Origin of the sequence: Promicromonospora alba (assembly GCF_042654905.1) — a bacterium.
Taxonomy (GTDB): domain Bacteria; phylum Actinomycetota; class Actinomycetes; order Actinomycetales; family Cellulomonadaceae; genus Promicromonospora; species Promicromonospora alba.
On the sequence record NZ_JBHSFI010000008.1, the window covers coordinates 377127 to 391336 of the forward strand.

The window sequence follows — 14210 nt, forward strand, 5'->3', positions numbered from 1 at the left end:
GAGGAGCGCGTCCGGCGTCGGGCGATGCCCGGACCGGCGCACACAGCCTAGCGGCAGCGCGGCCCGATGCGCGAAGTGCCACGTTCAGGCGCAGGTGTCGATTTAGCAACATCGGTCACAAACCTTGACCAATCTCTCGTGGGGCAGAACGATGCTCACCAACCCGGTGTAACGATGCGCCGGTCCGCACGACGACCGTGCGGGGGCCGGACGAGAGGATCGATGATGTTCCTTCGACAGAACAGGTCCCGGGGCGCGTTGGCCCTGGCGACGGCCGCAGCCGCGGGCCTGCTGCTGGCAGGCTGCTCCGGAGGCGGTGGGAGCGCACCCACGGCTGCGCCGAATCCCTACGCGACTGCCGAGGGGATGGAGTCGGCGACCGAGCTCATCGGCGAGTACCCGCGCGAGGAGACGCTCTTCACCAGCGGCACCCAGTGGGGCCCGCCCGCATCCTGGAACCCGATTCCCGGTGCCGGTGGCGCCACCGGCCTGGGCGGCCTGCTCTACGAGCCGCTGTTCCAGTTCGACCCCATCACCCTCGAGCTGAAGCCCTGGCTCGCCGAGGGCGGCGAGTGGACCGGCGACGACACCTACGAGCTCACGCTCCGCGAGGGCCTCACCTGGCAGGACGGCGAGGCGCTCGACGCCGAGGACGTGGTCTTCACCGCGGAGCTCGGCAAGGTCGACGCCGTGCCGTGGAGCAACCTGTGGACCTGGCTGGACAAGGCGGAGGCGACGAGCGACACGACCGTCGAGTTCACGTTCTCCGACCCCCGCTTCCAGGAGTGGGACAACTGGCTCTACACGACCATGATCGTGCCGGAGCACATCATGGGTGAGTGGTCGGACGACGAGCTGCTGTCCAACCCGAACGAGGAGCCGATCGGTTCCGGGGCGTTCAAGTTCTCCGCCGTCGGGCAGGACCGCATGGTCTGGGAGCGCAACGACGACTGGTGGGCCAAGAGCGAGCTCGGCCTCGAGATGCCGATGAAGTACATCGTCGACGTCGTGAACACCTCCAACGAGGTGGCGCTCGGCCTGATGCTGTCCGGCAGCCTCGACCTGAGCAACAACTTCCTGCCCGGCGTGAACACGCTCGTGGACCAGGGTTCCGTCAGCACCTACTACGACGGCGAGCCGTACATGCTGGCGGCGGCGTCGGCCAACCTGATCCCGAACCAGACGCGGGCCCCGATGGACGACGTCGACTTCCGGCAGGCACTCGCGCGGTCGATCGACGTCGACAAGATCGTCTCGAACGCCTACGGCGGCCTCGTGTCGAAGGCCCACCCGTCGGGTCTGGTCCCGGCGTTCGAGCAGTACTACGACGAGGACGTTGCCGCGGAGCACGGGTTCACGTTCGACGCGGAGGAGGCCAAGTCGATCCTGGCCGACGCCGGCTACGAGGACACCGACGGCGACGGGTTCGTCGAGACGCCCGACGGCGAGAAGATCGACCTCAAGCTCATCGTCCCCGCCGGCTGGACCGACTGGATGGAGGCGGCGCGCGTCATCGCGGAGGACGCCTCGGCGGCCGGCATCAAGGTCACGGCGGACTTCCCCGACGCGGGCGCCGTGGACGACGCCCGGGCCACCGGCGACTTCGACCTGCTGATCAACGGCAACGCGGGCATCAGCAACACGCCCTGGACCTACTACAACTACGCGTTCTACCAGCCCGTCCAGGAGCAGATGCTGGCGGGCAACTTCGGCCGGTACGAGGACGAGGAAGCCTGGGAGCTGGTGCAGGACCTGTCCCGGACCGAGAGCGGCACACCGGAGTTCTCCGAGACGCTGTCCCAGGTCCAGGAGAAGTTCATGACGGACCTGCCGGCGATCCCGCTCTGGTACAACGGCGCGTGGGCGCAGTACAACGAGTCGCAGTGGACCAACTGGCCCAAGGAGGGGCGCGAGGACGCGTACTTCCCGGTGATGTGGAACGGGTACGTGCAGATGGGTGGCCTCAACGCGCTGCTCGCACTCGAGCCGGCCTCCTGACGTATGGGCGGCTATCTCGCTCGTAAGACGCTGGTCTATGGCCTGACCTTCGTCGTGGCGGTGACGCTGAACTGGTTGATCCCCCGGCTCATGCCGGGGGATCCGGTTCAGCGGATGGTGGCGCGCACCGCCGTCCAGCACCCCGAGACGATCGTGGCCATGACCGACTACTACGAGCGCATGTTCGGTCTGGACCTACCGATCTGGCAGCAGTACCTGAACTACTGGGGCTCGCTGTTCCGCGGTGACCTGGGCACGAGCGTGTGGCTGTTCCCCACGCCGGTCAGCGAGGTGGTGCTCGACGCCGTCCCGTACACGCTCGGCATCATGATCCCGGCGATCCTGCTGAGCTTCGTGGTCGGCAACACCGTCGGCGCGATGGCGGCGCGCAGCCGCTGGCTCGACAACGTGGCGCTGCCGGTGGGCTACCTGGTCACGGCGATGCCGTACATGTGGCTGGCGATCCTGCTCGCGTGGGGCTTCGGTGTCGCACTCGGCTGGTTCCCCGTGGCAGGCGGCTACGACTTCGGCCTCGTGCCGCAGTGGTCGTGGTCGTTCGCGTTCGACCTGCTGCAGCACTGGGTGCTGCCGTTCCTGTCGCTCTTCCTCGTCTCGCTCGGCGGCTGGGCGATCGGCATGCGGAACCTGATCATCTACGAGCTCGAGTCGGACTACGCGAACTACCTCGCCGCGCTCGGTGCGCCGAGGCGGCTCATCCGGCAGTACGCGTTCCGCAACGCGCAGCTGCCGCAGATCACGGGTCTCGCGCTCCAGCTCGGCACCATCCTGGGCGGCGCCCTGGTGACCGAGATCGTGTTCGCCTACCCGGGCCTGGGCAAGCTCGTGCTGTCCGCCATCCAGAACCAGGACTTCTTCCTGCTGCAGGGCACCCTGCTGTTCGTGGTGATCGGCGTGCTGGTCGCCAACTTCGTGATCGACATCGTCTACGTGCTGGTCGATCCCCGCACCAGGACCGGACTGACAGGGGGAACGGCATGACGGCGACTCAACCGGTCTCAGGGCCGGGGACCGAGGCGACCGAACCCGGTGCGGCCGGCCCCGTAGCGGGCCGCAAACCCGGCGGCGACGCACGCGAGACGCTGTACTTCGCGCTGCGCAACCCCAAGGTCATCATCGGCATGGTGGTGGTGCTCGGGTTCCTGCTGCTCGGGCTGATCGGGCCGGCGTTCCTGAAGTACGCGCCCATGGACTACGCGGGGCCGCCCATGGCGCCGCCGTCGGCAGACTTCCCGTTCGGCACCACCACGTTCGGCCAGGACGTCTTCGCGCAGTTCGTCGCCGGCCTGCGGTCCACGTTCCTCGTGGGCGTGCTGGGCGGCGCGGTGTCCGCGGTGATCGGCATGACCATCGGGTTCGTCGCGGGCTACCGCGGCGGCCTGATCGACGAGCTGCTCAACATGCTCACCAACGTCGTGCTCGTGATCCCGGGCTTCGTGGTGCTGATCATCATCAACGCCTACCTGGGCGTGCGGAGCGTCCCGATGCAGGCGCTGTACATCGGCGTCTTCAGCTGGCCGTGGGTGGCGCGTGCCGTCCGCTCGCAGACCCTGTCGCTGCGCTCGCGGGACTTCATCGACCTGGCGCGGCTGTCCGGGGTGGGGGTGGGCACGATCCTGCGGCGCGAGGTCGCGCCCAACATGTACTCCTACCTCTTCATGACGTTCGTGCTGCTGTTCGGCGGGTCGATCCTTACGGCGGCGTCGCTCGACTTCATCGGGCTCGGGCCCACCAACGCGATGTCGCTCGGCCTGATGATGAACCAGGCGGTGCAGTGGAGTGCGCTCCATCTGGGGTTGTGGTGGTGGTTCATCCCGCCGGGGCTGGGGATCACGCTCATCGTCGGCTCGCTCTACATCATGAACGTCGGCCTCGACGAGGTCTTCAACCCCAAGCTGCGGGAGATGTGACATGGCCCTGGCTGTGAACGACCTCAAGGTCTGGTACCGCACGCGGCGCGGCGACGTGAAGGCCCTCGACGGCGTCACCTTCGAGGTGGCGGACGGCGAGATCATGGGCGTGGCCGGCGAGTCGGGGTGCGGCAAGACGACGCTCGGCAAGGCCCTGATCCGCCTCGACACCCGCATGCGGCACGTGGGCGGCACGGTGGTCCTGGACGACGACGAGCTGCCGCTGGCCGACGACGGCGCCATGCGGCGCCACCGCTACCGCGAGGTGTCCCTCATCCCGCAGTACGCGATGTCCGCGATGAACCCGACCCGCAAGATCGGGCGGATGATCAAGGACCTCCTCGGGGCGCACAACGTCCGGTACGGCGACGTGCTGCCCGAGCTGGAGCGCCGCCTCAAGCTCGTCGGGCTGGAGCCGGACGTGCTGAAGCGCTACCCGATCGAGCTGTCCGGCGGCATGAAGCAGCGTGTGGTGCTCGTGCTCTCCACGCTGCTGAACCCGTCGCTCCTGATCGGCGACGAGGTGACGTCGGCGCTCGACGTCTCCTCGCAGAAGGCGGTGGCCCGGGCGCTCGTCGAGTTCCGCGACCACGGGTTCGTGAAGTCGATGATCGTCATCACGCACGACATCTCCGTGCTGTTCCAGGTCGCCGACACCATCCTCGTCATGTACGCGGGGCACCTCGCCGAGAAGGCGCCGGCCAGGACGATCATCAGCGACCCCCTGCACCCCTACACGAAGATGCTCATCGGGGCGCTGCCCAAGGTCGGCGACCGGTACGAGGAGCAGCAGCTCGAAGGCATCGAGGGGCGGCCGCCGTCGCTCCTCGAACCGCCCGCCGGCTGCCGGTTCCGCGCCCGCTGCCCCCTGGCGCACGACAGGTGCGCGGAGGCGCCACCCTTCCGGGAAGTGGCCCCTGGGCACCACGTCGCCTGCTGGGCGGTGAGCTGATGCTGACCCTCGACCACCTCGACAAGGTCTACCGGACCGGCACCTTCGGCACCTCCGACCTGCACGCGGTGCGGCAGGTGAGCCTCGACGTCCAGCGCGGCGAGGTCGTGTCGCTCATCGGCGAGTCGGGCAGCGGCAAGTCGACGATCGGCAAGCTGGTGCTCCACCTGCTCGACTCCTCGGGCGGCACCATCACGTTCGACGGGCAGGACGTCACCAAGCTCTCGTTCCGCGCCCGCCGCGACTACTACCGCAAGGTCCAGGGCGTGTTCCAGGACCCGTTCTCGTCGTTCAACCCCATCTACAAGGTGGACCGCACGTTCGAGACGCTGCGTCGCTCCTACTTCTCCCGGGTCTCGTCGGGGGAGTGGCGCACGCGGCTCGAGGACGCGCTCGCCGCGGTGACGCTCGAGCCCGACGACATCCTCGGCAAGTTCCCGCACCAGCTCTCCGGCGGGCAGCTGCAGCGCCTGCTCATCGCGCGGGCCCTGCTCCTCGACATCGAGCTGCTGGTCGCGGACGAGATCATCTCGATGCTCGACGCGTCGACCCGCATCGATGTGCTGAACCTGTTGGGTGAGCTCAAGGCGCGTGGCCTCGGCATCCTGTTCGTCACGCACGACCTCTCGCTCGGCAACTACGTCTCCGACCGCGTGGTCATCCTCTACAAGGGGCGCGTGGTGGAGCGCGGCGTGACGAACGCCGTCTTCGACGACCCGCTGCACCCCTACACCCGCGACCTCCTCGCCTCGGTGCCGCACCTGGACCGGACGTGGGACGAGGTCGAGGCCGAGGAGGCCGAGCGCACCAGGCGTCTGGCGGGCCGCTGCCTCTACCACGAGGCGATCACCGCACAGGGCCGGGCCCTGGGCGAGGAGGCGGAGGCCGCCGACGGCACGCCCGACGGCGTCGGCCTGGTCGAGTACGCACCCGGACACTTCGTGGGGTGCTTCCGCAAGGCTGCGGAGGAGGCGTGCCCGGCCGCGCCATGACCCTCCCGCTGGTCGAGCTCGTCGAGATAGGGCCTCGACAAGCTCGACCACGGGGGGTCAGGACTTGATCAGGATCGGGACGCCCGGGGTCAGGTCGGTGAGCTTCGCGAAGTCCTCGGCTGTGAGCCGGATGCAGCCGTTGCTCACCGCCTGCCCCTGGCCCACGCCCACGTGGATGGCGGTCGCGGCGTAGTCGGTGCCGTAGAACCCGTCGAGGGCCTCGCTCTGCATCGACAGGAACACCGACATCCCGGTGTTCACCGCCTCCGTGACCGTGAATACCTGGGTGATTCCCAGCGGCGTCGGCGTGGCGGACGCGCCGACCGCCGCCGGGAGCCGGTCGCTGGAGCCGTCGGCCTGCGTCACCGTCACCGTGCGGTCGGACACGTCGACCACCACCGACCGCTTCTCCCGGATCAGCAGGACGTCGCTCCCGCGGAGCCAGCCCGCGGTCCCGTTGACCTGATCCGGGTCGCGCGACGGCAGGGCACTCCGCCCGTACGGGATGAGCACCTGCACCCATCCCGGCCGGCTGTCCAGCACGAGCCAGCGCGCCTCGGCGTCGTAGTAGCGGGACTCGAGGGCGAGGACCGGCACCTCGGTCACGTCAGGGCTGGCCCAGACCGGGATGCGGGGGTCGTTCGGCCGCGCCACCGAACCGGGCAGGTCCTCCAGGGACCCGACCTCGGCCTGCGGCAGCGCGCCCGGCAGGATCTCGGCGATGTCGGGCCGGGGCAGCGACCGCAGGGAGTACTTGGCGGGGGTCGGCGTCGGCGACGGCTTCGGCGTGGGGCTCGGCGACGGCGACGGGCTCACCGACGGCGTGGCCGCCGCCGGAGCGGGCTCGTCGCGCGGCAGCAGGCCGACCCACGCCGCGGCCCCGAGCAGCGCGACCGCTAAACCGCCCGCGATCCAGGCCCAGAGCTTCCGTGACATGCACCGGACGATACCGGCCCGACATCTATGTCCGATATCTTCGGTTTCGCCTAACCCCTGGGAATCCGAACTCTTGTTCGATATTCTCACCCGGCACCCCTCGATCAAGGAGAGATTCCCGTGGCACCCGCCGACCGGACGTTCCCCGTCACGACCGTCCCGACGCGCCGTTCCCGCAGACTGGTCCTCACCGGCGCGATATCCGTCGCCCTCATCTCGACCGGGTCCGCGTACCTGGCGATGGTCCAGTTCGGCATCGACGTCCTCGCCATGAACCAGGGCACCGCGTACGCGACGGCCGGCGTCTTCGAGCTGTCCCTCGTCACCGTCGCCCTCCTCGCCCGCGAGGCCGCCCGGGACAACCGGCCCGGCGGCACCCTGCTCACCCTGACCTGGGCCCTGTCGTCCGCGTCCGGGGTGTTCGCCGCGTGGCACGAGGCGTACATCGGCCACCCTGTTGGCGCGATCCTGTTCAGGTTCATCGTGCCACTGCTCGCCGCCCTCATGTGGCACCTGGCGCTGATCGGCGACCGGCACCTCGCCACCGGCACGACCTGGTCGGCGATGCGGCAGTCCGCGCGCATGCACGCGCTCTTCCTCACCACCGAGGACCTGTTCCGGGCGCAGAGCCTGCACGACGGGTCACGGGCCGCGCGCCGTCGGCTCGCCCGCGCCGAGGCCGGACGCCGCAGGGCGCGCTCCGTCGCCCTGCGCACCGTCCCGCCCATGGAGATGCGGGCGCAGGTCGCCGCCTGGTGCGAGGCGCTCGCCGCGGTGGGGGACGGCACCGCCGACGTTGCCCGGCTGCACCTCGCCGACCGGCAGCGGCTGACCGGCATCCTCGTGGACGACGAGCTGATGGACGGCCGCGCGTCGGACACGCGGGACGGCGCGCGTGCCGGCGTCGGGGTGGGTGCGCCCGACTACGAGCGCCGCGCCGCCGACGCCGTCGCCGCTGAGTTCGCCGACGTCCGTCCCGTCGCGCGGGGCCGGGACGGGGACGTGCGCGGCGAGGACTTCCTCGACCGAGACGTGTACGACGGCGGGGTGTACGACGGCGAGCTGTTCGACGGCGAGACCGATCGCCGGTCCGCGCGCGTCAGCGCAGCCCTCGACACGCCGCGCCAGGGTGTGAGCGAGCGCGCGCCCGCGCCCGAGCTCGATCCGGACGAGGCGGAGACGCCGGCCGCCGAGCCTGCGGAGGCGGCGGACCGGGCCACGGCGAACGTCCGGGAGGCGTTGCCCCCGCGTCGCCGTCCCCGGCGCAACACGGGGCTCGGGACCGAGGACGCCGAGCGCATGATCCAGCTGCGCACCAAGGGGCGTACGTACCGGGAGATCGCCGAGGAGGTGGGCGTGAGCCGGTCGACGGTGGGCAAGCGCATGCGCGAGTTCACGGAGACGGGTTCGATCCCGATCGTCAGGGCGCGCTGACCGGAGCCCGGCTCGCCCGAGTCCGGCCAGCGCCGCCTACTCGCCCGAGTCGGCGTGGGCGATGCTGCCGAGGGACTTCCAGATCAGGATCAGCGTGATCCCGGCGCCCGCGAACCCGAACCAGAACGGGGCGGTCAGCCCCCACTGCTCGGCGATGAAACCGCCGATCGCGTTGCCCAGGAGGATCCCGCCGTACACGCTCACCATGTTGAGCGAACCCACACGCCCCTGGAGGTCGAGAGGGGTGGCGCGCTGGCGCACTGCGTTGGAGATGGAGCCCCACACGAACGCGTAGACGCCGAACCCGAACATCGCGACGAAGGCGCCCCACACCGTCGTGTTGAGCGCCAGCGCCAGGTGCCAGATGACCTCGCAGGTCAGGACCACGCGCATCAGCGTCGCGAACGGGACCCGCTTCTGCAGCTTGTCGAAGAAGGCCGTGCTGAGGAGACCACCCACCGCTGTCGCGGTGGTCAGCATGCCGAACTGGAGCGTGCTCATCCCCAGGTGTTCCGTCGCGTAGAGCACGAGCACGCCCATGGGCGCGGCGTAGGCGACGTTGAACGTGAGGATGGTGAGCATCAGCGTGCGGACGGCGGGGGTGTGCCACACCCAGCGCAGGCCCTCGGTGATGTCCTGGCGGATATGGGTACTGGTCTTGCGAACGGCGGCCTGGGGCACCGAGATCCGCGAGATCAGCACGATCGCCAGCGTTGCCGTGACTGCCTGGACGGCGAACGGCCAGGCCATGCCGGCGGCGAACAGGAAAGCGCCGATGGGCGGCCCGGCGAGCTGGTTGGCCGTCACGAAGCCTGCCATGAGGCGGGCCTGGCCGACCGCCAGGTCTTCCTTGGGGGTCACCATCGGCAGGAGCGTCTGGCTCGCGGAGTCGGCGAACACCTCGGCCACCCCGAGGGCGAGGATGACCGCCAGCACGAGGACGACGTTCACGACGTCCGTGACGATGAAGACGCACAGCGCGACGATCACCGCGACGCGCAGGCCGTTGGCGATCATCACCATGCGGCGGCGGTCCAGGCGGTCTGCCAGGGCGCCGGCCCAGAGGCCGAACAGGAGCCACGGCAGCGACTGGAGCATCGCGGCGAGCGCGACGAGGAACGGGCTGTCGGTCTGCGACGCGACGAGGAGCGGTCCAGCGGCGAGTGCTATGCCGTCGCCGATGTTGCTGGTCCAGGACGAGGTCACGAGCCAGCGGAACGACCGGCCGAGCCGGCGGGGGAAGACCGCCTCGATGAGTGCTCTCACAAACGTTCGAGTCTAGGTACGGCGTCCAGGCTTTTTTCTTCCGGTCGGGTCGGGCCGGTCGAAGGGGGTGATATCACCGGCGCGGGACAGGGCTTTCCGGCGCTCATCAAGGCCTTTCGGCAGGTGTCGACGGCGCGGCGGCGGGGACACGCGGGATCGGCGAGATCCTGCGGCCGAGCGGGCGGCAGATGGGATATAACGGACACTTCGATAACGTTTTAGAAGCGCACGACTCAACAGTTGGACGATCGTCCGACTCGGTGTTGACGTCCGCCGGGAACAGGTGCAGACTCTCACAAGACGGTGCGCATCGCCCGCCCCCTGCGCGGTGCGCACTGTCATACCCCGTCGGGCTCCGGCCCGTCTGCGAAGCCCCTTCGGACCCCCTGCCGAAGGGGCTCTTGCATTTCCCCGACGACGATCACCGCGGCCGCTCGCGTCCCGGTCCGGCACTCCGCCGTCCGCCCGGCGCGCACCGGGTGACCTGCACGCGGGACACGCCAGGGACTTCGGAGCACCCGGCGTGTCGCGCGGCGTGGCGTCCGACCCTTGCGGACGCGACGCGGTTAGCGTGCTGGTGTGAACGCTGCACGCCGCCAGACCGCAGCCGCCTCCGAGATCTCGGCCGATCTGTCCGAGGAGCTCTCGGCCGCGCTGAAGGACGAGACAACGGACCCGGCCACCGAGCTGGCAGCGGAGGAGGCTCCGAGGACCACAGGGGACCCCATGGCCGAGTCGGTCGCGCGCTGGCGCGCCGGGCTGGTCCGGCTCGCCGGGGGATCCTCCCTGGCCGACGTCGGGCTGCTGGGCGAGGCCGTCATCGACCTGTCGACCGCCCATCCCTCGGGAGTCGCCCAGCTCTTCGCGGGGCGGCCCACGCGCCTGTCCAACCTGGTGCGGGAGTCCGGCTCGCTGCCGGCGGCCCGCCGCCGGGCGCGGGCGGTCGCCGCACGTTCCGCCGAGCACGCGCAGCGCTACGGGGTGTCGCCCACCTACCTGGCGATCGGCGTGGCCACGTGGATCGAGCGGCCGACGACCGGTGGCGACCAGAGCGACATGGAGGCCATCACCCGGGTACTCGGCCCGGCGAGCACGGTGTCCGCCCCCGAGCACGAGTCCGACGACAGCCCGGCCGACGCGCCGGCGCTCACCGGTTCGGTCCCCATCGTGACGCTGGCCATGCCCTCCGGCCGGCCCGTGCCGCCGTCGGACGGCGAGGAGGACGAGCCGCGCGTGGTGCGCGCACCCGTGCTGCTCCGGCCCGTCATGCTCACGCCGCGCAGCGACGGCGAGGGCGACTACGACATCACGCTCGACTCCACGGTCGAGATCAACCCGGTGGTGGCGCGCACGCTGCGCGCCCACGGCGCACTGCTCGACCCGACGGCGCTGGCCAAGGCGACGTTCACGCTCGCAGGCTTCAACCCGTCAGACGTGCTGGACCGCGTGGCGAGCCTCGGTTCGGCGGTGCTCGGCGAGTTCCAGCTCGACCGGCGGGTGCTGGTCGGCACGTTCGTCCACCCCGGACAGGTGCTGGTCGACGACCTCGACGAACTGGGCCCCGCCCTGGGGCGGCACGAGGTGGTCTCGGCGCTCGGTGGCGTGGACAACTCGGTGACCCAGCTCGGCAAGGTCGAGCTCCCGGAGCGGCGCGTGGGCGACGCGGACCCGGCGCACGAGCGCGGCGTCGGCGACCTGGACCCGCACCAGCGACACGTCGTGGACGCCCTGGCCACGGGCAGCCACCTGTTCGTCGACGCGCCTGTCGGGTCGGACGTCGCGGGCACGCTGGCCGCCGTCGTCGCGGAGGCGAACGCAAGCGGCCGGTCCGTGCTGTACGTCCCGGGGCACCGTCGCGCCGCAGACGCGCTGGCCGCGCGCCTCGACTTCCTCGGCCTGGGCGGGCTGCTGCTCGACATCGCGCCGGTCCCGACCTGGCGCACGTCGACGGCGCGCCGTCTGCTGGAGGCGATGGCGCCCGCACAGGAACGGATCGACGCCGACGGGGTCGCCCGTGTCCGGGACGCGCTGATCGGCTCGCGGGCGCAGCTCGCCGGCTACATCGGGGCGCTGCACCGGGTGCGCGACCCGTGGCGGGTCTCCGCGTACGACGCCCTGCAGGCCCTGGCCCGGCTCACCTCCGAGCGCCCCGCCCCGGCGACCCGGGTGCGGCTGGCCTCGGAGACGGTGCTCGTCCTGGCCGCCGAGCGTCGCGCCGAGCTCGCCGCCGACCTCGAGCGGGCGGCCGAGCTCGGCGCGTTCTCGCTTCGGTCGGCGTCGAGCCCGTGGTTCGGTGCGCACATCCTCACCGACGAGGACGCCCGCTCGGCCCTGGCCCGGGTCACGCGCCTCGCCGACCACACGCTGCCGGAGCTGCGCAAGCAGATCGAGTACGTCGCCCAGGTGACCGGCCTGGTCGAGGCCACAACGGCCAACCAGTGGGGCGAACAGCTCACGATGCTGGGTGGCATGCGCGGCACGCTCGACGTGTTCCAGCCGATGGTCTTCGAGCGCACCGCCGCGGACATGGTGCAGGCAACGGCCTCGAGCCGGACGCGGGCCGAGCAGGGCGTCGAGATGGGCTGGCTGACCCGGCGCCGGCTGAAGCGGCGCGCCCGCGAGATGGTTCGTCCCGGGGTCCGGGTGCCCGACATGCACGCGGCCCTCGTCGAGGTGCAGCGGCAGCGCGAGGTGTGGCAGGCACAGTGCCCGCGCGGCGGCTGGCCGACCCTGCCGGAAGGCCTGGCCGCGGTGGAGGAGACCTACGAGGCGGTCCGCATCGATCTCGAAGCGCTCGAGCCGGTGCTGCGCTCGTCGCAGGCGGGCGGCGGGCTGCTCGACCTCGACCTGTTCGCACTGGTCCAGCGGCTCGCGTCGCTCGCGGAGACCGCGGACGCGCTGACCCCGCTGCCCGAGCGGACCGCGGTGCTGCGCCGGCTGAGGAAGGCCGGGCTCGGCGAGCTGGTCGACGACCTCGGCGACCGCCGCGTGGAGACCGACCTCGTGGGGCCGGAGCTGGAGCTGTCGTGGTGGTCGTCGGTGTTCGAGCAGATCCTCTCGACCGAACCCGATCTCGCCGGACAGGACGGCGCCGGGCTGGACGCGCTCGCCGGCCGGTTCCGCGAGCTCGACCGCCGGCACATCGAGTCCCTGTCCGCGCCCGTACGGGCAGCAGTGCGTGCGCACCTCGGTGCGGCGATGCGCGACGAGCGGGAGGACGCCGAGGCCCTCTACGCGACGCTGGTCGAGGGCGGGCTCAGCTCGATGCGCGACCTCGTGTCCGGGCACGGCTCCACCGTGCGGCGCCTGCGGCCCACCTGGGTGTCGACGCCGACCATGGTGCCGCACCTGCTGCCCGCCGGGCGGAGCGCTGACCTGGTGATCCTCGACGCGGTGCAGCACGTGCCGGTCGAGGTGGTCGTGCCCGCGCTGGCCCGGGGCCGGCAGATCGTCGTGGTCGGTGACCCGCGGTCGGCGTCGGGCACCGCGGTGCGTGACCTCGCGCGGCTCCTGCCGCGCGTCACGCTGCAGCCCGAGCCCGCGCGCCGGGACCCGCAGCTCACGGGCCTGCTGGCCGCCCACGGGTACGAGGGCATCATGCGGCCCGCGCCCATGCCGCGCACCGAGGCGCTCGTGCACTTCTCGCTCGTGGACGGCACGGGGATGCCCGACCCGGTCTCCGGCACCGTCGAGTCGACGCAGGCCGAGGTGGAGCAGGTGGTCGACCTCGCGATCGAGCATGCGATGACCCGGCCGGAGGAGACCTTCGGCATCGTCACCGTCACCGCCGCGCACGCCGACCGCATCCGCGAGCGGCTGCTCGCCGAGGTCCGCGCGAACCCCGCGCTCGCGCCGTTCTTTGCCGGGTCACGGCCCGAGCCGGTGGTCGTCGCCGACGTCACGGGCGTCGCCGGGCTGGCGCGCGACACGATAGTGCTGACGCTCGGCTTCGGGCGGACGCCGCACGGCCGCGTGCTGCACCGGTTCGGCGTGCTGGGCGACGGCGGCGGCGACGCGATGCTGCTCGGCTCGCTGGGCGCAGCCCGCAAGCGGCTGCACGTCGTGTCGTGCTTCCCCGCCGCCGACCTCGACCCCGAACGACTGCGCGGCCCTGGGCCGCAGCTGCTCGCGGAGGTGCTGGCCTTCGCCGAGGAGCGCTCAGGCCTCGCCGACCAGGTCGAGATCGGCAACGGCGTGGACGTCGCGCGGTCCGTCGACCGCCTGGTCGTGGACCTGGGGGAGCGGCTGTGGCGCTCGGGTCTCGTGGTCGAGACCGACTACGGACTGCCCGGCGGCGACCGCATCCCGCTCGCGGTGGGGCATCCGGACCTGCCGGGCGAGCTCCTGGTCGCTGTCCTGACCGACGACGCCGCCTACGTGGCCGAACCCTCGATCCGCGTGCGCGACAGGCAGCTCGCCGAGCAGCTCGAACGACTCGGCTGGGTGGTCGCGCAGGTGTGGTCGGCCGCCGCGTTCCTCGACCCGGACGCCGAGGCGGAGCGGGTGCGCCGCGTGGTACTTGCCGTGCGGGACGCCCGGGTGGGTGTCTCGGGCGGTGTGTCGCCGGCGGGGGAGCTGGTGGTCCCGCAGGTGCTGGACGACTGACCCCTGGGCGGGTTCGGGTCTCGGGCTTGCGTGAGCTCGGTCGGTTGCTGGGTTGTGTGGGCCGACTTCGGTCCGTTGCACGGCTGCAGCGCTGACTTC

9 protein-coding genes are annotated in these 14210 nt (G+C 71.2%); 7 read left to right on the plus strand and 2 right to left on the minus strand.

Translation table 11 applies throughout. From position 1 onward, the window contains the following. Positions 1 to 225 precede the first annotated feature (225 nt). From ACFO6V_RS24285 to ACFO6V_RS24305, 5 genes are read left to right on the plus strand one after another with little or no spacing between them, the layout of a single operon-like run. Positions 226 to 1998: an ABC transporter substrate-binding protein gene (locus ACFO6V_RS24285; RefSeq protein ID WP_377140564.1), complete on the plus strand. Its 1773-nt coding sequence runs from the start codon at positions 226 to 228 to the stop codon at positions 1996 to 1998. Between the two features lie 3 nt (positions 1999 to 2001). Beyond that, entirely contained in the window at positions 2002 to 2997 is a 996-nt protein-coding gene (locus ACFO6V_RS24290) for an ABC transporter permease (RefSeq protein ID WP_357508839.1), read from the plus strand. Continuing rightward, on the plus strand, positions 2994 to 3926 hold the full coding sequence (locus tag ACFO6V_RS24295; RefSeq protein WP_377140567.1) for an ABC transporter permease: 933 nt from the start codon (positions 2994 to 2996) through the stop codon (positions 3924 to 3926). The genes ACFO6V_RS24290 and ACFO6V_RS24295 overlap by 4 nt, the downstream gene beginning before the upstream one ends. Position 3927: 1 nt before the next feature. Then, the gene (locus ACFO6V_RS24300) at positions 3928 to 4878 is read left to right on the plus strand and encodes an ABC transporter ATP-binding protein (protein ID WP_377140570.1); all 951 of its coding nucleotides are present in this window, start codon (positions 3928 to 3930) and stop codon (positions 4876 to 4878) included. After that, positions 4878 to 5870 (plus strand): ABC transporter ATP-binding protein, encoded by a 993-nt coding sequence (locus tag ACFO6V_RS24305; protein ID WP_377140573.1) that lies wholly within the window; start codon positions 4878 to 4880, stop codon positions 5868 to 5870. Before ACFO6V_RS24300 ends, ACFO6V_RS24305 begins: the two co-directional genes overlap by 1 nt. A gap of 57 nt (positions 5871 to 5927) precedes the next feature. On the opposite strand, the gene ACFO6V_RS24310 is transcribed toward ACFO6V_RS24305, so the two are convergent. Next, positions 5928 to 6806: a L,D-transpeptidase gene (locus ACFO6V_RS24310; RefSeq protein WP_377140575.1), complete on the minus strand. Its 879-nt coding sequence runs from the start codon at positions 6804 to 6806 to the stop codon at positions 5928 to 5930. A gap of 120 nt (positions 6807 to 6926) precedes the next feature. On the opposite strand from ACFO6V_RS24310, the gene ACFO6V_RS24315 reads away from it, so the two are divergent. Further along, on the plus strand, positions 6927 to 8240 hold the full coding sequence (locus ACFO6V_RS24315; protein WP_377140577.1) for a winged helix-turn-helix domain-containing protein: 1314 nt from the start codon (positions 6927 to 6929) through the stop codon (positions 8238 to 8240). A 36-nt stretch (positions 8241 to 8276) separates the two neighbouring features. Here ACFO6V_RS24315 and ACFO6V_RS24320 read toward each other — a convergent pair whose 3' ends face one another. After that, positions 8277 to 9506 (minus strand): MFS transporter, encoded by a 1230-nt coding sequence (locus tag ACFO6V_RS24320; RefSeq protein ID WP_377140580.1) that lies wholly within the window; start codon positions 9504 to 9506, stop codon positions 8277 to 8279. A 579-nt stretch (positions 9507 to 10085) separates the two neighbouring features. Between ACFO6V_RS24320 and ACFO6V_RS24325 the strand changes: the two genes are divergently transcribed. Next, positions 10086 to 14111: a hypothetical protein gene (locus ACFO6V_RS24325; RefSeq protein WP_377140583.1), complete on the plus strand. Its 4026-nt coding sequence runs from the start codon at positions 10086 to 10088 to the stop codon at positions 14109 to 14111. Positions 14112 to 14210 lie beyond the last annotated feature (99 nt).

What these genes read in the sequence shown, in the direction of transcription:
- ACFO6V_RS24285 (WP_377140564.1), top strand. Translation starts at nt 226, where the DNA reads ATGTTCCTTCGACAGAACAGGTCCCGGGGCGCGTTGGCCCTGGCGACG.
- ACFO6V_RS24290 (WP_357508839.1), top strand. Translation starts at nt 2,002, where the DNA reads ATGGGCGGCTATCTCGCTCGTAAGACGCTGGTCTATGGCCTGACCTTC.
- ACFO6V_RS24305 (WP_377140573.1), top strand. Translation starts at nt 4,878, where the DNA reads ATGCTGACCCTCGACCACCTCGACAAGGTCTACCGGACCGGCACCTTC.
- ACFO6V_RS24310 (WP_377140575.1), bottom strand. Translation starts at nt 6,806, where the DNA reads ATGTCACGGAAGCTCTGGGCCTGGATCGCGGGCGGTTTAGCGGTCGCG.
- ACFO6V_RS24300 (WP_377140570.1), top strand. Translation starts at nt 3,928, where the DNA reads ATGGCCCTGGCTGTGAACGACCTCAAGGTCTGGTACCGCACGCGGCGC.
- ACFO6V_RS24295 (WP_377140567.1), top strand. Translation starts at nt 2,994, where the DNA reads ATGACGGCGACTCAACCGGTCTCAGGGCCGGGGACCGAGGCGACCGAA.